Below are 17,311 nucleotides of genomic sequence, written 5' to 3' on the forward strand. Positions count from 1 at the left end.
GTCTTGGACAGTCGCAGTGCCCCGGCCCTGCAATCGAAGCATGACTGACGAACCGAAGACCCGTGAGCCGGCCGCCGACCCCGCCGTATCGGTGGTCGGTCCGGGCGAGGGCGAGACGATCGTTCTGGGGACCACGCGCCTGCGCGTCCTCGAAGACGGCAGCAACACCGGGCACCGCCTCGGGCTTGCCGAGTCCGTCCTCGCACCGCACACGCCCGGACCGCCGCAACACCGCCACGCCCAGCACGACGAGGGTTTCTACATCATCTCCGGCACGGTGCGGTTCACGGTCGGGGACAAGGACCACGACGCGACCGCGGGAACGCTCGTCATGGTCCCGCCCGGAGCCCCGCACACCTTCGCCAACGTGACCGACCGGCCGGCCGTCATGCTCAGCACGTTCACCCCGGACCTGTACGTGCAGTACTTCCGAGACCTGCGGGACATGATCGCCGGCGGCCGGCCGCTGACTGCACAGGCGAACATCCGGGCGATGAGCGGCTACGCCACCGAGCCCGCCACCGACTTCGCCCGGAGGGACGCAGGGAAGTGCTGAACGTCGCCTACTGGATCGCCGCCGGCCTGCTCGCTCTCTTCTACCTCTACGGGGGCGGGGTGAAGGTGGTCCGCAGCCGTGACCGTCTCCGGCCGATGATGGCCTGGGTGGACAGCACCCCGATGCCGGCCGTCCGGGCCATCGGGGTGATCGAAGTACTCGGCTCGATCGGGCTGATCCTTCCGCCGCTGACCGGCACGGCGCCCTGGCTGGCCCTGGCGGCGGCCATCGGGTTCGTCGTCCTGCAGATCGGCGCGACCAGGGTTCACCTGAGCCGCGGAGACCGTCGGATCGCCCTCAACGTCACGCTCCTGCTCGGTGCGGCCGTGACCGTCTGGCCGGCCACGACATGGCTGTGACGCGTCGCCCGAACGGACCAGCACGGGGTCTGTGCACCGGAAAACATCCGCGTCATGTGGTGCTCTGATGTGAACGGTGCACGACACGGCGAAGGGCTGGTGGGCGATGGCGGCAGACCGGACCGGCCCCGTGGTCAGGACGCCCGACGGGACCGTACGCGGCCGGTACGAGCGAGGCATCGCGGTGTTCCGGGGCATTCCCTACGCCGCCCCGCCCTTCGGTCCCCGGCGGTTCCGGCCGCCCGAGCCCCCCGAGCCCTGGGACGGGGTGCGCGACGCCGGAGCCTTCGGGCCGACCGCGCCGAAACCGCCGTACTCCGAGGCGTTCGCCGAGTACCTGTCCGACCCGGTCGTCCCCGGCGACGACTGTCTCAACCTCAACGTATGGACCCCCGAGCCGGGCCGCGGCGCCCGGCTCCCGGTCCTCGTCTGGCTGCACGGCGGCGCCCTGACCAGGGGATCCTCGGCCGTGCCCGTCTACGACGGAGGCACCTTCGCCCGCGACGGAGTCGTCTGCGTCTCGGTCAACTACCGGCTGGGCGTGGAGGGCTACGGACTGTTCCCGGAGACGCCCCCCAACCCCGGTCTGCGTGACCAGCTCGCCGCCCTGCACTGGGTGCACGAGACCATCGAGGCCTTCGGCGGCGACCCCGGCAAGGTGACCCTGTGCGGACAGTCGGCCGGCTCGATCAGCACCGGCGCCCTGCTCGCCACGCCCCGGAGCCAGGGCCTGATCCGGCGCGCGATCCTGCAGAGCGGGCCACCGGAAGCCTCGGACCGCACCAAGGTACGACGCATGGTGCGCCGCATGGCCACCCGGCTGAAGATCCCTGCCACCGCCGAGGCCTTCGCCGCCGTCGACCGGGACCTGCTGCTGCGCACCCAGGCCGAGGTGGGACGGCTGAGCAGCCCCGTCCTGGGCGGGCCCGCCTTCGGCATCGTCATCGACGGAGACCTCGTACCCCGCGACCCGCTGCAGGTTCTGATCGACGGCGAGGCCGCCCAGGGCGTCGACCTGCTCATGGGCTGGACCCGGGACGAGTACCGGCTGTGGCTGGTGCCCGGTGGACTCCTGGAGCGCGTCGACCGGCTCGGCCCGGTCGCCCTGGCCGGCGCCATGGCCCGCTGCCACGTCGGCCACGAGGTCCCGCGCGGCTACCGCGTCCTGCGCCCCGACGCCGGCACCGCCGAGATCGTCGGCCAGATGGTCACCGACCACCTGCTGCGCGTCCCGCTGCACCGGCTGGCCGACGCCCGCCCCGGGACCTCGTACCTCTACGAGTTCGCCTGGCCGTCGCGGCGCCCCGGCCTCGGCGCCTGTCACGCCCTGGAACTCGGGTTCGTCTTCGACACCGGCGACGTCCCGGAGTCCGCCAAGCTGGCCGGCGAGGGAGCCCCGCCGGAGCTGAGCGACGCCATGCACACGGCCTGGGTACGGTTCGCCGCGACCGGGGATCCCGGCTGGCAGGCCTGGGACGCCACGCATCCGGTACGGATCTTCGACGACGGTGCACCGCACACCGCGTACGGCCCAAGGGATTCGGAGATCGCCCTCTGGTCGGCCGTTCCCACCGTCCCGGAACCCACCCCCGCCTCCGACACGCGGGCCCCCCGAGCCGAACTCGTCTCGGCGGTACGGCGCCTGCGCCGCTCCGTGGGGGAGCGGCGCCGCTGACGAAAAAGGCGGGGCTCAGACCGCCCGCGCTATCGCGGCGATCGCCTCCGGCCCCACCCGACAGCACCCGCCGATCAGCCGCGCCCCCGCATCCCGCCACGCCTCGACCTGCTCGGCGCTGAACGTGATCCGCCCGTTCCAGGCACGCGCCTCGGCGTCCCACGCCTCCCCGCTGTTGGGGTAGACGACGACCGGCTTGCCCGTCACCCGGGCCGCTGCCCCGACCGCGTGCTCCACATCCCGCGGAGCACAGCAGTTGACCCCGACGGCGATCACCTCGTCCGCCTCGGCGGCCAGCGCGAAGGCCTCCTCCAGGGGCTGCCCGGCACGGGTGCGCCGACCGTCGACGGTGTACGAGAGCCAGGCCGGCACCCCCAGCCCGCGCACCGCCCGCACCAGCGCCGCCGCCTCGTCGGCGTCCGGGACGGTCTCCAGCGCGAGGACGTCCGGCGCGGCAGCGGCCAGGACCTCCAGGCGCGGCCGGTGGAAGCGCTCCAGCTCGTCGACGCTCAGCCCGTACCGGCCCCGGTACTCGGAGCCGTCCGCGAGCATCGCTCCGTACGGCCCGACCGACGCCGCCACCCACAGCGGCCGCGAGGCCCCGGCCTGCCGTGCCTGCCGTGCCGCCGCGCGGGCCAGTTCCACGCTCGAAGCCAGCAGCCGCGCCGCCTCCTCGTGGCCGATCCCACGCCTGCCGAAGCCCTCGAAGGTGGCCTGGTAGCTGGCGGTGATCGCCACGTCGGCGCCTGCCGTGAAGTAGGCGAGATGCGCCTCGGTGACCGCCTCGGGCCGCTCGGCGAGCAGGCGCGCCGACCACAGCTCGTCGCTCAGGTCGTGCCCGGCCGCCGCGAGCTGGTTGGACATGCCGCCGTCGAGCACGACCGTCCCGGCGGCGAGGGCTTCGGCGAGGCTGGGGGAGGTGTCGCTGCTCATGTCACGACGCTAGTCCAAGCGTGCGGACCGGCGTACCTCCATTTAGTTTCAGACGATACCGTATCGAATGAATGGGGTGGCTGTAATGTGACCCCATGACCGCCGACGCTCCCCGCCACACCACCGCCTCGCGTGCGACCGACCGCCCTGGGGACACCTCGCCCTTCGCTCTCGGTCTGCTGCTGCGCCGTGCGCACTGGCGCGCGGCCGCGGTGATGACGGAGGCGCTTCGGCCGCTCGGCGTCGAGTTGCGGCATTTCGCCGTGCTGATCGTGCTGGTCGACCGCGGGCCCACGGTGCAGCGGGACCTTGCGGCGGCGACGGGGACGGACAAGGCGGGCATCATGCGGGTCGTGGACGACCTGGAGCGCAAGGGGCTGGCCGTACGCAAAGCCGTTCCGGGGGACCGGCGGGTGCGGGCGGTGGAGATCACGCCGCAGGGACTCGAGCTTTTCGACGCGGCCCATGTGGCGGCCGAGCCGCTGGCCGAGCGTCTGGTGGCCGAACTGGGGGCCGGGGAGCCCGAGAAGCTGACGGATCTGCTGACCCGGTTCGCCCATCCCGCGGAGGGTGAGGCGTAAGCACGCCCGCGCGGCGTCCGGGCCCCGTCGTCGACGGAGGCCGGGCCGACCGCACCGCTGTCGTGCCGCATGGCCGGCCCGGCGGTGTGTTTCTCCACCTTCGCCCCATGTCCGGCGACCTTCGCCCCATGCCCGGCGACGACGACGGCCGGAGTGCCCTGGACGGAGGGGCCTCGCCGCGGGCATCCGCCCTCTCCTGCGCCTCGACGAGCATCCCGCGTGCAGTTGCACGCCGCGGACCGCTCCGGGGTGCGCTCGAACGGCGTGGCCGTGGACTTTCCGCGACCGGCTTCTGTCCCGAGGAGGGCAATCAGCGGCTGAGGTGTGCATCGGAGATGGTTCAACGCGAGATGGTATTGACTGATACTGTCGTGAGTGGGAAGGTAGTAAGTGTGTTAAGTAGTCAGGAAGGCGGATCATGGACGTCTATGAGGCGGTCTGGAGCCGACGAGCGGTGCGCGGGTTCACCGACCGGCACGTCCCCAGGGAAGTGCTGGAGCGCGTGCTGTCCGCCGCGGCCCGGTCGCCGTCCGGATCGAACCTCCAGCCGTGGCACGCCTACGTGCTGACCGGCCCGCCGCTGGCCGAACTCAAGAAGCGCGCCGGCGAGCGCTTGGCCATGGGTGACCCCTGGGACGAGCCCGAGTACGAGATGTACCCGCCCGTGCTGAAGTCCCCGTACCGCGAGCGCCGGTCCGCCTTCGGTGAGCAGCGCTACGGCGCACTCGGTATCGCGCGCGACGACCTGGAGGCGCGCCAGAGGGCCGCATCCGCGAACTGGGACTGCTTCGGCGCGCCCGCCGCCCTGTTCTGCTACATCGACCGCGACATGTGCCGGCCCCAGTGGTCCGACGCGGGCATGTATCTGCAGACCGTCATGCTGCTGCTCCGTGCCGAAGGGCTGCACAGCTGCACGCAGATGGCGTGGGCGAAGTACCACAGGACCGTCGCGGAGGTCCTGTCGCCCCCGGACGGGCTCGTCCTCTTCTGCGGCATGTCGATCGGGTTCGAGGACGTCACGATGGATCGCACCCGTACGGGGCGGGCGCCGCTCGACGAGACGGTCACGTTCGTCGACGGCCTCTGACGCCATCCGCCGTCCGTAATCCCCCCTCAGCCGCTCCAGGCGCCCATGCTTGCCGCGCCCACATAGTGGCTCATATGCCATATTGCGCACGTAAACCCGACGAAAGGTATGTCATGAAGATCGCAGTCATCGGCGGCACCGGGCTGATCGGGTCGCAGGTCGTCAAGGACCTGAACGCCGCCGGACACGAGGCGGTACCGCACTCGCAGTCCACCGGAGTCGACGTCATCAGCGGCAAGGGACTGGACGAGGCGGTGGCGGGAGCCGCCGTCGTCGTCAACCTGACGAATTCGCCGACCTTCGACGAAGCCTCCCCGGCCTTCTTCCGGACCTCGATGGACAACCTTCTGGCCGCGGCCCACAAGGGTGGCGTCGGCCACTTCGTCATCCTCTCGATCGTCGGTGTGGACCAGGTGCCTGAGCTGGACTACTACCGGGCCAAGGCGCTCCAGGAGGAGATCCTCACGGCCGGGCCGATCCCCTACTCGATCGTCCGGGCGACACAGTTCATGGAGTTCATGGACGCCGTCATGTCCTGGACCGCCGACGGTGACACGGTCCGGCTGCCCGCCACGCCGATCCAGCCGATCGCCGCCAAGGACGTGGCCAGTGCGGTGGCGGAGGTCGCCGCGGGCGCCCCGCTGCGGGGTATCCGCAACATCGCAGGTCCCGAGATCTTCTCCCTGGACGAGGTCGGCCGGATCACCCTGTCCCACAAGGGCGACGACCGCACCGTCGTCGTCGACCCCACCGCCGGCATGTTCGCCGCGGTCAAGGGCGACGTCCTCACCGACAAGGACGCTCGGCTCGCCCCCACCCGCTACAGCGACTGGCTCTCCTGACCGGCTCACGCCCCCTCGGGCGCGCGGACCGCAGAGGGCCAAGCCCTGGCCGGATGCGGTTGCGGGACCAGCCGTGCGCGGCATGCCGTCCGCGCGCGTGCTGACCCCGGCGGCCGACAGGGGGACCTCCTCTGTCGGCCGAACCGAGAACCGGCACCCGGGTGAAAGCGCGGTCACCGTCCATCCCCCGGTCCTGTAGGCCCCGTTGACCTCTTCGTGGCACGCGCTTACCTTTTCGGCGTTCGGAATGACCCGAAGGAAAGCCGCCGTCGTGATCGAACTGCCCGCCGCCGACCGCTCCGCGAGCCCGTACACCGGCTGCACCCGCGCCCACTGGGAGGCCGCCGCGGACGCCCTGCTCGCGGCCGTCGAGCCCTGTGCCAGCGCCGACCGCGCCCTCTACCACCTCCCCGGCGGCCATGTGAGCCACTCGGGCCACCTCTCCGACGGGCTGGAGGGGTACGCCCGTACGCTGCTGCTGGCCGCCTTCCGCCGGGACGAGACCACCCTCGGCCGGTACGCCGAGGGGCTTGAGACCGGCCCCGGCGGCGTCTGGCCGCGGGTCGCCGACCGCAGTCAGCCCCTGGTCGAGGCCGCCTCGATCGCCCTCGCCCTGAGGCTGACCCGACCCCTGCTGTGGGACCGGCTGGACCAGCCGGTGCGCGAGCGGACGGCCGCCTGGCTGACGGACGCGCTCACCGCCGAACCCTGGCCCTGCAACTGGGAGTTGTTTCCGGTCACCGTGGGCGGATTCCTCGCGGAGATCGGCCACGAACCCGAGGCGGCCCGCAAGGCCGTCGACCGCGGTCTGGAGCGCATCGAGGACTGGTACCGCGGCGGCGGCTGGTACACCGACGGCGACGGCCGCAAGTACGACTACTACAACGGCTGGGCCATGCACCTGTATCCGGTGCTGCACGCCTGGCTGGCCGAGGACGCCGAGCTGCTGGAGGTGTACGGCGGCCGGCTCGAACGCCATCTCGCCGACTACGCCCGTCTGTTCGGCGGCGACGGCGCGCCGATGCACCAGGGCCGCTCTCTCACGTACCGGTTCGCGACCGCGGCCCCGCTGTGGCTGGGCGCGCTCACAGGCCGTACGCCACTGACGCCGGGCGCGACCCGGCGGCTGGCCTCCGGGGCGCTGACGTATTTCCTGGACCGGGGAGCCGTGGACTCCCGCGGACTGCTGACCCTCGGCTGGCACGGCCCCGACGAGACCGTCCTGCAGAGCTACTCCGGACCGGCCTCGCCCTACTGGGCGAGCAAGGGCTTCCTCGGCCTCCTCCTGCCCCCGGAGCACGAGGTGTGGACGGCCAACGAGGAGCCGGGTCCGGCGGAGCGCACCGACGCGGTGACCTCGGTCGCGGGCCCCAACTGGCTGCTGCAGTCGACGTGTTCGGACGGCGTGGTCCGCCTGCACAACCATGGCAGCGAGGACGTCCGCTACGACCCGTACTACACACGGCTCGGCTACTCGACCGTGACCCGGCCCTCGGCGTCGTACGACAACAGCGTGCTCGTCGGCGGCGATCCGAGCCGGGCGGGGATCGTGCCGCTGGGCGTCGGGGACGGCTGGGCGGCCTCGCGGCACACCGTGCGGGAGGGCGTGACCGTGACCAGCCTGGTGGTGGCCGAGGGCGCCGTGGAGGTGCGGGCCCACCTGGTCGCCGGCGCGGCTCCCGGGACGCCGGTGCGGGTGACCGGATGGCCGGCTCCGGAAGCGGGCATGAGGGCCGAACTCGCCCCGGTGGCCGGTCTGTCGGAGGAGCTGGCGGGGGTGACGGGGGAGGCGCCGGGCACGCTGTTCGTGGCGCTCGTCCGGCTCACGGGGGAGCCGGACCCCTTGCCTCTCCCGGATCTGGTGACCGTGGAGGTCGAGGGGGAGCACGGCCTGACCGTCCGCTGGGCGGGCGGAGCGTCCGGCCGGTTCCGGTTCACGGCGTCGGACGGCCGAGCCGCGTCGTCGTGGTCGGTGACACTCCGGTGACCGCGGTGGCGCAGCCGCTCGGCGGCCGTCGGGCCGCGAAGAGGTGCCCATTCCGCGTTGCCCTTTCGCACACCGGTCGATGAGAATCCCGCACATGACTTCCAAGATCCGTCATGTGACCGTCGACTGCGCCGACGCCTACACGCTGGGCAGCTTCTGGGCGAAGGTGCTGGACCAGCCCTTGCACGAGGACGACCACCCGGGCGACGAGGAGGCCCTGATCGAAGCCGCGGGCCTGCTGTTCGTCACCGTGCCGGATGCCAAGACCGTCAAGAACCGGGTCCACCTCGACGTCCAGCCTCAGGACCGCAGCCGCGACGAGGAGGTCGACCGGCTGCTCGGCCTGGGCGCGACCCTGGTGGACGACCGGCGCAAAGCCGACGGCACCGGCTGGGCCGTCCTCGCCGACCCCGAGGGCAACGAGTTCTGCGTGGAGCGCAGCGAGGCCGAGCGCGGGCAGTAGCCGGGACCGGCAGGACCTTCGGCACTTCCGGGGCGGGCCGTTCCCGCACGGTTCGGCGGGTGCCGAACCGAGCGGGACCTAGCGTGGGCGCATGACCGCAGAGCCTGCCGTGACGACCTTCGCCGGACTCCACCACCGCCCCGGCGAGCCGCTGCTCCTGCCCAACGCCTGGGACCACGCCTCGGCCGCCGCCCTCGCGGCCCGCGGATTTCCCGCGATCGGCACCACGAGTCTCGCCGTGGCGGCGGCCGTCGGACTGCCCGACGGCCGGGCCGCGACCCGCGAGCACACCCTGAGCCTCGCCCTCACCCTCGGCTCGGAGCCCTTCCTGCTCTCCGTCGACGCCGAGAACGGCTTCGCCGACGACCCGGACGAAGTCGCCGCACTGGCGCAGCAGTTGTGGACCGCCGGGGCCGTCGGCATCAACCTGGAGGACGGGCTCGGACCGGACAGGCGGCACGCCGAGAAGATCGCCGCGGTGAAGGCGGCCGTGCCCGGCCTGTTCGTCAACGCCCGTACGGACACCCACTGGCTGGGCGACGGCGACGAGACGGACACGCTGCGCCGTCTCGACACCTACCGGCAGGCCGGCGCCGACGGGGTGTTCGTGCCCGGACTGACCGACCCCGGCCGGATCACGGGCCTCGTCCGGCGCGTCGACGCCCCGCTCAACATCCTCTACTCGCCCGCGGGACCCACCCTGGCTCAGCTCGCCGACCTCGGCGTCCGCCGCGTCAGCCTCGGCTCGCTGCTCTACCGGCGGGCGCTGGGCGCGGCCCTGGACGCGGTGACCGACATCGCGGCCGGGCGGGTGCCGGGCGGTACCACCCCCTCCTACGACGAGGTGCGCGCGCTGGAGAGGAACGTCTCGGCGAGCAGGTCGGCGAACTCCACCGGGTGATCCAGGGTGCCGAGATGTCCGCCCGGGAACTCCACCAGCGCACTGCCGAAACGGTCGGCGAGCGACTCGGCGGTCCGGTACAGGAGCCGGCCGCGCGAGTCGGTGCCCACGGCGAGGGTGAGCCGGTGCTCGGGGACGGAGAGGGCGGGGACGTGGGCGGTGAACGGGCGCAGGACATGGGCGAGGAAGACGCCCATCGGGGTCGCCGAGGCGCCCTCGGCGGGCGGCCGTCCGGGACCGTCCAGCTGACCGATCAACTCCTGCCGCCGCTCTTGGCCGTCCCGCAGTACCGTCACGCACGGCGGCTCGTGCGCCACCACGTGCGCCAGCCGGTGCGGGTGCCGGGCGAGCAGGTCGAGCACGGCGATGCCGCCGGAGCTGGTCCCGAACACATAGGCCCGCTCACCCGGTGGCAGCACCGCCTCCAGCACCCGGCTCGCCCCGTCGCTCCAGTCGGCCGGGCTCTGGTCCGGGACCGGCAGCCCGAGCCGGCCGGCGGCGAGGCCCAGCGGGTCGTACGTCACGACGGTGAAGCGACGTGCCAGCCGCTCGGTGAGCGGTTCCAGCCCCATGGGGTGCCCGGAGCCGCCCGGTACGAGGAGAAGGACGGGACCGCTGCCGGTGACGTCGTGGTGCAGGGGCTCAGTCATCGCTCTTCGTCTCCCGGGGCCAGTGTGCGAGGGCGAGGTGCAGGGCGTCGACGGCCTTGTCCCAGGAGGCCTGAACATCCCGGGCCGCACCGAAGCCGCCCGCGGACTCCAGGGCGCAGTAGCCGTGGAAGGTGCTGCGCAGCAGGCGTACGGCGTCCGTCAGGTCGGGCTCGTCCAGGCCGTAGGCGCGGAGCATGCCGTAGGTGATCTCGGCCGTGCGGCGCAGGGCGGGGGAGTCGGCGATCAGCGCCTGGTCGATGCGGATCTGGGTGGCCGCGTAGCGGCCCGGGTGTTCCAGGGCGTAGGTCCGGTAGGCGTCGGCGAACGCGGCCAGTGCCTCTTTGCCCGCGCGGCCGGCCACGGCCGCCGCGATCCGGTCGATCAGCTCGCCGCCCGCGTGCAGCGCGAGCCGGGTGCGCAGGTCGTTCAGGTTGCGGACGTGCGAGTACAGGCTCGCGTCCTTCACCCCGAAGTGCCGGGCCAGCGCGGACAGGCTGACGTTCGCGAAGCCCACCTCGTCGGCGAGGTCGGCGGCGGCCGCGACCAGCCGGTCGGCGGTGAGTCCCGCACGGGCCATCTGACACCTCTTCCTTGGTCCCCTAGAGGGAATCCTAGAGGATCTAGGTTCAGGTTGTCGCTCAGATGCCGCAGTGCCTGCCGCCGGCGGCGGCCAACTGCACGTAGCCCGACGGCTCGTGCGAACCGACGCAGGACATGACCGCGGTCGGCCGGCTGAACAGCCGCCGGCCGGCCGCGCGGGTGGTCAGGACCGGGTCGGTCAGCCGGTCTCCGAAGAGGGGAACTCCGAGAAGACGAACGAGAACCGCGTGGGCTCGGCCCGCAGGTGGTACTGCGGCAGCGGGCCGGGGCCGCAGGACTGCGAGCCGAGGCCGTGCAGTCCGTGGTCGAGATTGACCCACACCGTGTCGCCGGGGACCAGGTCGGTGCGATGGGCCGCCGCGTCCAGCTGCTCGGTGGTCCAGCGGCGGGCGGTGAGATAGAACTCCGGGTCGCCCTCGATGCGCAGGCCGCCGATCTCCACCCAGCGGACGTCGGCACGGGCGCCGTTCTCCTGCGGACGGACGTACGGCGTCTGCAGATCGTCCACGGTCGATCGGCGGCGGGCGATCACGGACGCCGTCCTGCTGTCCGGATACGCCTCGCCCGGGCCGCCGCCGAACCACTGCACACGGTCGGCCGCGGACAGCCCGAACCGGATACCGAGCCGGGGCAGCGGTACCGTCCAGTCGCCCTCCGGCGTCACGGACACGGTCAGCCGCAGACGGGATCCGTCCGACGTCCACCGGTACACGGTCGACAGTCCGGCCTCCCGGGCCGCCGACGCCACCCGGGTGCGGACCGTCAGCGCGTCGTCCCCCGGCTCCACCGCGTCCAGCCGGTGCCGCATACGGTGCAGGCCGAGCTTGCGCCACAGCAGGCCGTGGCGGATGTCGGTCTGCCAGGCGGCGCCGTCGTCGTTGTCGGTGGTGGCCCGCCACACGTCCAGCCGCAGCCCGGTGATGTCCACCCCGCCGATCGTCCGCAGCGCGCCGGTGCGGGCGTCGAAGGAGGCCGGGCCGAGGGTGATCGGCCCGTCGCCGAGCACCGGACCGTCGGTCGCCGCGACCGACGGCACCTGACGTGCGGACACGGCGAACTGGCCCCAGGCGACGACATGGTCCTTCGGCGCCCAAGGAGTGCCGGCGGCCGGCAGCGCCCGTACCGTCCAGTGGGCCTCGCCCGGCGGGGCAGCGGCCGGCGGCTCGGGCAGTTTCACCTCGGCCGACTCACCGGGCGCCAGCGCGGGCACCGAGAGGGCACCCGACTCGACCGTCTCGCCGTTCACCTGGTACGACCACGTGAACGCCAGCGCCGACAGATCGACGAAGTCGAACTTGTTGGTGATACGGACGGTGCCGCCCGTGCGGTCGCCCTCGATCGCGACCGGTTCGATCACCTTCTTGTACTCGACCAGACCGGGGGAGGGCCGGCGGTCCGGGAAGAGCAGGCCGTCGCAGACGAAGTTGCCGTCGTGCAGTTCCTCGCCGAAGTCGCCGCCGTAGGCGAAGCCGTACCGCTCGTCCTTGATGCCGTGGTCGATCCACTCCCAGACGAAGCCGCCCTGGAGCCGGTCGTGGGTCTCGAAGATCCGCTGGTAGTCGGCGAGTCCGCCGGGGCCGTTGCCCATGGCGTGCCCGTACTCGCAGAGGATGAACGGGAGTTCGCGGCGCTTCCGCGTGCCGCCGTCCTGGCCGCGGCCGATCCGCTCGACCTCGGCGTGGCCGGCGTACATCCGCGAGTACATGTCCGTGTCACGGCAGCCGAGGTCGCCCTCGTAGTGCACGAGCCGTGCGGAGTCGCGTCCGTGGATCCACTCGGCCATCGCGGTCAGACCGCGGCCGGTGCCGGCCTCGTTGCCCAGAGACCAGATGACGACCGAGGGATGGTTCTTGTCCCGCTCGACCATCCGGGCGGCGCGGTCCAGCAGCGCCGGAGTCCAGCGGTCGTCGTCGACGGGGTTGTCCCGCCACTCCTGCTCCGTGAAGCCGTGCGTCTCCAGGTCGCACTCGTCGATCACCCACAGGCCCAGCTCGTCGCACAGGTCGAGGAAGGCGGGGTGCGGGGGGTAGTGGGAGGTGCGGACGGCGTTGATGTTGTGCCGCTTCATCAGCAGCACGTCCGCGCGCATGGTCTCCGCATCGAGGGCGCGGCCCTTCTCCGGGTGCCACTCGTGCCGGTTGACGCCCTTGAGGAGAACCGTCCTGCCGTTGACCTTGATCAGGCCGTCCGACAGCTCCACCGTGCGGAAGCCGATGCGCAGCGGCACCCGCTCGCCCCCGGTGGCCAGCACACCGTCGTACAGCCTCGGACTCTCCGCCGACCACGGCTCGACGGGCACCGTCACCGGCTCGCCCGTCGCGATGTCGATGCCGAGGTCCAGGACGGTCACCCGGCCGTCCACGTCGGAGTCGACGCGCAGGGTGCCGGTCCCGGCGGCATGGTCGTAGGAGGCGTGCACGAAGAAGTCGAGGACGCTGCCCGCCGGGCGGTGCAGCAGGGTGACGTCACGGAAGATGCCGGGCAGCCACCACTGGTCCTGGTCCTCCAGGTACGAGCCCGCCGACCACTGGTGGACCCGGACCGCCAGTACATTGCCCGCCGTCTTCAGCAGATGGCCGACCGCGAACTCGTGCGGCAGCCGGGACCCCTTGAACTCGCCGAGGTCGGTGCCGTTCAGCCAGACGCGGGCGCAGGACTCCACGCCGTCGAAGCGGAGCACCGCCCCGCCGTCGGCCGGCCAGTCCTCGGGCAGGCCGAAGACGCGAAGGTGGTCGCCGGTCGGGTTCTCGGTCGGGACGCGGGGCGGGTCGACCGGGAACGGATAGAGATGGTTGGTGTAGATGGGGGAGCCGTGGCCCTGGAGGACCCAGTGGCCGGGGACCGACACCTCCGGCCAGGCACCGGTGTCGTACCCCTCCCGTGCGAAGGAGTCGTCCTCGGCGTCCGCCGTGTCCGACAGTCTGAAGCGCCAGCTCCCGTTCAGTGAGAGGGACTCGGCGTCCGAGGACGCGTACCAGGCCCGGGGCGGCAGGGCCCCGGATCCCGGCGAGACGTCCTCGACGTACTCGGTGCTCGTGCGAATGGACATCGGTCTCCTAGCTCAGCCCTTGATACCGGTCTGCGCGATCCCCTGAACCAGCCGTTGATGAAGGTGATCGTGGCGATCGCCGTGAAGAGGTTCAGCGAGTTCGGCACCACGACACGCCAGTACGCGCCCCAGTACCCGAGCCCGTCCACGCGCCGCCTCCTCCAGCTCCTTCGGGAACCCGAGGAAGTACTGCCGGAACAGGAAGCAGGTGAAACCGCTGAAGAGGCCCGGAATGATCAGACCCCGGTAGCTGTCCACCCGGCCGAGGGACGACACCGGCACGAAGCTGGGCACGAAGGTGACGGCGGCCGGGACCGTCTGAATTCCGAACGGGGGGTGGGGACAGGGAGATGAGGTCCGCCGGGTCACGGTGTGCCCGGCGGCCCTCGGTCCGGCGGAGGTGTGGGTTACTGCCTGGTCCAGGCCTCGTTGGCGCCGCCGTTGCAGCTGTAGAGGATCACCCTGCTGCCGTCGGCCGTCGCCTGCCCGCTCACGTCGAGGCACTCGCCCGTGGCCTCGCTGACGATCTGCCCGTTGGAGTTCAGCAGCCAGCGCTGGGAGCCGTCACCGGTCGCGGCGGCCGTCGTCAGTCCCGAACTGCCGGCCGTCAGATAGCCGTGGGACCCCTTGAGGGTGCCCTTCGCGTCGTACGACCACGACTGCCCGGCCGCGCCCGTGCAGGTGCCGATCGCCGCACCCGAGGCGTCCGCGGTCAGGCACTTGCCGGACTGCTTGCCCACCAGCGCCCCGGTCAGCGCCGAACTGCCGTGTCCCCGCTGGTCGAGGACGTAGGTGGTGATGGAACGGGCCGCAAGGGTCGCCGAGACCGTGCCGCCGCGGACGGCCGGCCCGGCGGCCTTCGCCCAGTTCTCGTCGGCCGAGGTGCGCACGGCCTGCCTGGCCCGCGCCGGCGTCCCGCTGTTGAAGTGCAGGTTCAGTGCGGTGTCGGTGGTGTTGTGGTTGTTCACCACGACCACCCACGTGCCGTCACGGTCGTAGGCGGAGACCTCGACGCCGTCCGGCACACCGGTCACGTTGTGGGCGACCGAGCCGGGCTCCACGAACTTGCTGTACTGGCCCAGCGCGTAGTAGCGCTTGGTGAAGTACAGGGTCTGGTTGCCGTTCGTGGCGTAGTTCGGGTCGTAGTAGATCAGGCCGTCGTTCCAGCCGTCGTCGTTCCTCGCCAGCGGGTCGCTGCCGGTCATCTCCGACAGTGCCACCCACCACTGGAACGCCGAGTCATGGGCGGTCGCGAAGTCCTTGTAGATGATCCGGGACAGGTTCAGCCCGCCGTCGATCGTCGGGTCGTACTCCTGTGCCCAGCCCGTGCCGCCCTTGCCGAAGCAGCAGATCTCCGTCGACCAGGACTTCTTGCCGGCCGCCGTGGAGGTCTCGTGGACCTTCGCGCGGTCCGCGTCGGACGGGTTGTCGTAGGTGTGATGGGCCAGCCTGGACACGTACCGGGCCGTGCCCGGCTGTGAAATCCACTGCGGGATCTCGGAGTTGAACCTGACCGTGCTGGTCGACTCGTCGGCGATGATGCCCGTGCGCCGGTGCCGGGCCCGCTGCTCGGCGCCGAGCGCGCGCACGATGTCGTCCCGCTGGGAGGGGTCGACCAGCATGCCCTCCTGGCCGCACGAGTCGAAGCTGTTCGTCGGCTCGTTGAAGGGGCTGATGTAGTCGAACTTCACGCCCTGCCGTGCGAAGTGATCGGTGACGTCGGCGATGTACCCGGCGAAGTCCTGCTCGTTCTCCGCCTTCAGATGGCCGCCGCAGCTCTTGCCGTTCGTCTTCCACGCGGCGGGCGCGCTGTTGACGAACGCGATCAGGTCCTGGACGCCGTACTTGGCGGCGGCGTACAGGAAGTACCGGCCGGCCTTGTCCTTGCTCCAGTCGTAGCCGCCGTCGGATGTCAGGAAGTCCTCGGGGGCCCGCGGCGCATAGGTCACACCGGTGCCGCCGCCGCCGATGTTGTAGCGGTACGCGCTCAGGTCCAGGCCCTGCTTCGAGAACAGCGACTCGGCGACCCGGGCCTGGACCCTCGGGTCGAAGTTCTCCAGGTCGTTGACCCACCAGGCGCCCGAGGCGCCGATGTCGTCGATAGTCTGGGCGGCGTGGGGGGACACCTCGGCCGTGGCGGGTCCGGCGGCGTCCGCGGCCGGGGAGGTGAGGAGCGATCCGGTGACAGCCAGTGCGGCAGCGGCTGTCAGCAGGACGGATCTTCTGCGGGTGGGAACGGTGCGGGGGTGAGACACGTGCATCCCTTCCGTCGTCATGAAGGCGGTGCGGTACGGCTCCTTGCGGGTGTGGTGGTGCGCTCGGCGGTGCCGGCCGGGTCGATCCCCTTGCGGGGCACCCCGGACTGCAGGGCCCCCTCCAGTGCGAACGTGGCCGCGCCCAGGGAGACCGGGTCGGTGGGGATCGGGGAGAGGACGATCTCGGTGGCGGCCAGCGGCCGTCGGAGTGCGTGCCGGGCGACGGCCGCGCGCACTTCGCCGAGCAGCGGCTCGCCGAGCCGGGACGCCACCCAGCTGCTGAGCACGACCACTTCGGGGTTGAGGAGGTTGATCAGATCGGAGATCCCGGCGCCCAGGTAGCGGGCGGTGTCCCGGACCACCTTGACCGCCACGGGGTCGTGCGCGGCGACCGCCCGGGCCAGCGCGTCGATGGTGGCCGTCTGGTCCCCGGGGTGCAACAGCGGGGACTGTGCGCTGAGTTCACGCAGGTTCTGCATGATGCCGGGCGCTCCCACGTACGTCTCCACGCAGCCGTGGTTGCCGCAGTGGCACAGCCGACCGTCCAGCACGAGTGTGGTGTGCCCCCACTCGCCGGCGCTGTTGCTCACGCCCCGGTGCAGCCCGCCGCCGAGGGCCAGGCCGGCGCCGACGCCGGTGCCGAGGTTGACCACCACGGCGTCCCCGCGGCCCCGCGCGGCCCCGAACCACAGCTCGGCGATCGCGCAGGCACGCAACGGATTGTCCAAGTACAGGGGGTAGGCGATGTGTTCGGCGAGGAGGCCGAGCAACGGCACGTCGTGCCAGTTCCAGTTGGGCGCATACTCGGCGATCCCGGTGTCCCGGTCGACCTGGCCCGGCACACTCACCCCGACACCGAGCACCCGGGCCGCCTCCACCCCGGCCTGCGCGACGACCGAGCCGACGGCGGCGGCGACACGGCCGACCACCTGCTGCGGGCGGCTCTCACCGGGCCGCATGTCCTCGTCGGCGCGTGCCAGCACGTTCAGAGCCAGGTCGAACAGCTCGACGTGGACGTACGTCTCCGCGATGTCGACACCGATCAGCGCGCCCCCCGACGCGTTGACGGCGACCAGCCCACGCGGGCGGCCTCCGGCCGAGTCCTCGAAACCGACCTCTGTGATCATGCGCAGATCCAGCAGCTCGCCGACGAGCGTGGCGACCGTGGCCAGGCTCAGCCCGGTGGCGGCCGCCAGTTCCTGCCGGGAGGTGGGAGACTCGGCGATGATCTGGCGCAGCACCTCGTAGCGGTTCGCGGTGCGGATGTCACGTGATGTGCGCTTCACGGAGCTGCCCCTTCCGTCCCGTCAGACCGGGCCGGGGCGGGCTGGGCACCGGCGCGACGTCAGGCTATGGGCTGGAACGGACTTTCG

At 71.9% G+C, this 17,311-nt stretch carries 15 protein-coding genes and 1 pseudogene; 9 read left to right on the top strand and 7 right to left on the bottom strand.

Annotation, left to right across the window (positions count from 1 at the left end):
- Positions 1–40 precede the first annotated feature (40 nt).
- From ACIRU3_RS10325 to ACIRU3_RS10335, 3 genes are all read left to right on the top strand, one after another.
- A complete protein-coding gene (locus ACIRU3_RS10325; protein WP_404054175.1) occupies positions 41–556 on the top strand; it encodes a cupin domain-containing protein in 516 nt (171 codons plus the stop codon).
- Positions 553–915 carry a DoxX family protein gene (locus ACIRU3_RS10330; RefSeq protein ID WP_404054446.1) on the top strand — a complete coding sequence of 121 codons (363 nt, stop codon included), beginning with the start codon at positions 553–555 and terminating at the stop codon, positions 913–915. The genes ACIRU3_RS10325 and ACIRU3_RS10330 overlap by 4 nt, the downstream gene beginning before the upstream one ends.
- Before the next feature lie 106 nt (positions 916–1,021).
- Entirely contained in the window at positions 1,022–2,590 is a 1,569-nt protein-coding gene (locus ACIRU3_RS10335) for a carboxylesterase/lipase family protein (protein ID WP_404054448.1), read from the top strand.
- Positions 2,591–2,605: 15 nt separating this feature from the next.
- Here ACIRU3_RS10335 and mmuM read toward each other — a convergent pair whose 3' ends face one another.
- On the bottom strand, positions 2,606–3,523 hold the full coding sequence (gene mmuM, locus ACIRU3_RS10340; RefSeq protein WP_404054177.1) for a homocysteine S-methyltransferase: 918 nt from the start codon (positions 3,521–3,523) through the stop codon (positions 2,606–2,608).
- 95 nt (positions 3,524–3,618) lie between these two features.
- Here mmuM and ACIRU3_RS10345 point away from each other — a divergent pair, with 95 nt between their 5' ends.
- From ACIRU3_RS10345 to ACIRU3_RS10370, 6 genes are all read left to right on the top strand, one after another.
- Positions 3,619–4,104, top strand: coding sequence for a MarR family winged helix-turn-helix transcriptional regulator (locus ACIRU3_RS10345; protein WP_404054179.1), 486 nt, complete (start codon positions 3,619–3,621; stop codon positions 4,102–4,104).
- Between the two features lie 418 nt (positions 4,105–4,522).
- Complete coding sequence (locus ACIRU3_RS10350) at positions 4,523–5,191, top strand: nitroreductase (RefSeq protein ID WP_404054182.1); 669 nt, start codon at positions 4,523–4,525, stop codon at positions 5,189–5,191.
- Between the two features lie 113 nt (positions 5,192–5,304).
- Positions 5,305–6,033: an SDR family oxidoreductase gene (locus ACIRU3_RS10355; protein ID WP_404054184.1), complete on the top strand. Its 729-nt coding sequence runs from the start codon at positions 5,305–5,307 to the stop codon at positions 6,031–6,033.
- Between the two features lie 274 nt (positions 6,034–6,307).
- Positions 6,308–8,020: a DUF2264 domain-containing protein gene (locus ACIRU3_RS10360; protein ID WP_404054450.1), complete on the top strand. Its 1,713-nt coding sequence runs from the start codon at positions 6,308–6,310 to the stop codon at positions 8,018–8,020.
- Positions 8,021–8,114: 94 nt separating this feature from the next.
- Positions 8,115–8,483: a VOC family protein gene (locus tag ACIRU3_RS10365; RefSeq protein WP_404054187.1), complete on the top strand. Its 369-nt coding sequence runs from the start codon at positions 8,115–8,117 to the stop codon at positions 8,481–8,483.
- A gap of 91 nt (positions 8,484–8,574) precedes the next feature.
- Positions 8,575–9,384 (top strand): isocitrate lyase/phosphoenolpyruvate mutase family protein, encoded by an 810-nt coding sequence (locus ACIRU3_RS10370; RefSeq protein WP_404054189.1) that lies wholly within the window; start codon positions 8,575–8,577, stop codon positions 9,382–9,384.
- Here ACIRU3_RS10370 and ACIRU3_RS10375 read toward each other — a convergent pair.
- The 6 genes and pseudogenes from ACIRU3_RS10375 to ACIRU3_RS10400 form a co-directional block, all read right to left on the bottom strand.
- Positions 9,318–10,034, bottom strand: coding sequence for an alpha/beta fold hydrolase (locus ACIRU3_RS10375; RefSeq protein ID WP_404054192.1), 717 nt, complete (start codon positions 10,032–10,034; stop codon positions 9,318–9,320). The two genes, ACIRU3_RS10370 and ACIRU3_RS10375, sit on opposite strands and share 67 nt — an antisense overlap.
- Positions 10,027–10,611: a TetR-like C-terminal domain-containing protein gene (locus tag ACIRU3_RS10380; protein ID WP_404054194.1), complete on the bottom strand. Its 585-nt coding sequence runs from the start codon at positions 10,609–10,611 to the stop codon at positions 10,027–10,029. Before ACIRU3_RS10380 ends, ACIRU3_RS10375 begins: the two co-directional genes overlap by 8 nt.
- A 201-nt stretch (positions 10,612–10,812) precedes the next feature.
- A complete protein-coding gene (locus ACIRU3_RS10385) occupies positions 10,813–13,683 on the bottom strand; it encodes a glycoside hydrolase family 2 TIM barrel-domain containing protein (protein WP_404054197.1) in 2,871 nt (956 codons plus the stop codon).
- Between the two features lie 47 nt (positions 13,684–13,730).
- Positions 13,731–13,998 (bottom strand): annotated as a pseudogene (locus ACIRU3_RS10390) (ABC transporter permease subunit); the annotation flags it as partial.
- A 92-nt stretch (positions 13,999–14,090) separates the two neighbouring features.
- Positions 14,091–15,944, bottom strand: a complete 1,854-nt coding sequence (locus ACIRU3_RS10395; protein ID WP_404054200.1) for a glycoside hydrolase — start codon at positions 15,942–15,944, stop codon at positions 14,091–14,093.
- 11 nt (positions 15,945–15,955) lie between these two features.
- Positions 15,956–17,224 carry an ROK family transcriptional regulator gene (locus ACIRU3_RS10400; protein WP_404054203.1) on the bottom strand — a complete coding sequence of 423 codons (1,269 nt, stop codon included), beginning with the start codon at positions 17,222–17,224 and terminating at the stop codon, positions 15,956–15,958.
- Between the last annotated feature and the right edge of the window lie 87 nt (positions 17,225–17,311).

This window comes from Streptomyces sp. NPDC101151 (assembly GCF_044768335.1).
In the GTDB taxonomy this organism is placed as follows: Bacteria; Actinomycetota; Actinomycetes; order Streptomycetales; family Streptomycetaceae; genus Streptomyces.

Bases quoted from the DNA above. Each gene is read 5' to 3' on its own strand.
- ACIRU3_RS10325 (WP_404054175.1), top strand. From the start codon at position 41: ATGACTGACGAACCGAAGACCCGTGAGCCGGCCGCCGACCCCGCCGTA.
- ACIRU3_RS10335 (WP_404054448.1), top strand. From the start codon at position 1,022: ATGGCGGCAGACCGGACCGGCCCCGTGGTCAGGACGCCCGACGGGACC.
- mmuM (WP_404054177.1), bottom strand. From the start codon at position 3,523: ATGAGCAGCGACACCTCCCCCAGCCTCGCCGAAGCCCTCGCCGCCGGG.
- ACIRU3_RS10345 (WP_404054179.1), top strand. From the start codon at position 3,619: ATGACCGCCGACGCTCCCCGCCACACCACCGCCTCGCGTGCGACCGAC.
- ACIRU3_RS10350 (WP_404054182.1), top strand. From the start codon at position 4,523: ATGGACGTCTATGAGGCGGTCTGGAGCCGACGAGCGGTGCGCGGGTTC.
- ACIRU3_RS10355 (WP_404054184.1), top strand. From the start codon at position 5,305: ATGAAGATCGCAGTCATCGGCGGCACCGGGCTGATCGGGTCGCAGGTC.
- ACIRU3_RS10365 (WP_404054187.1), top strand. From the start codon at position 8,115: ATGACTTCCAAGATCCGTCATGTGACCGTCGACTGCGCCGACGCCTAC.
- ACIRU3_RS10370 (WP_404054189.1), top strand. From the start codon at position 8,575: ATGACCGCAGAGCCTGCCGTGACGACCTTCGCCGGACTCCACCACCGC.
- ACIRU3_RS10375 (WP_404054192.1), bottom strand. From the start codon at position 10,034: ATGACTGAGCCCCTGCACCACGACGTCACCGGCAGCGGTCCCGTCCTT.
- ACIRU3_RS10380 (WP_404054194.1), bottom strand. From the start codon at position 10,611: ATGGCCCGTGCGGGACTCACCGCCGACCGGCTGGTCGCGGCCGCCGCC.
- ACIRU3_RS10385 (WP_404054197.1), bottom strand. From the start codon at position 13,683: ATGTCCATTCGCACGAGCACCGAGTACGTCGAGGACGTCTCGCCGGGA.
- ACIRU3_RS10395 (WP_404054200.1), bottom strand. From the start codon at position 15,944: ATGCACGTGTCTCACCCCCGCACCGTTCCCACCCGCAGAAGATCCGTC.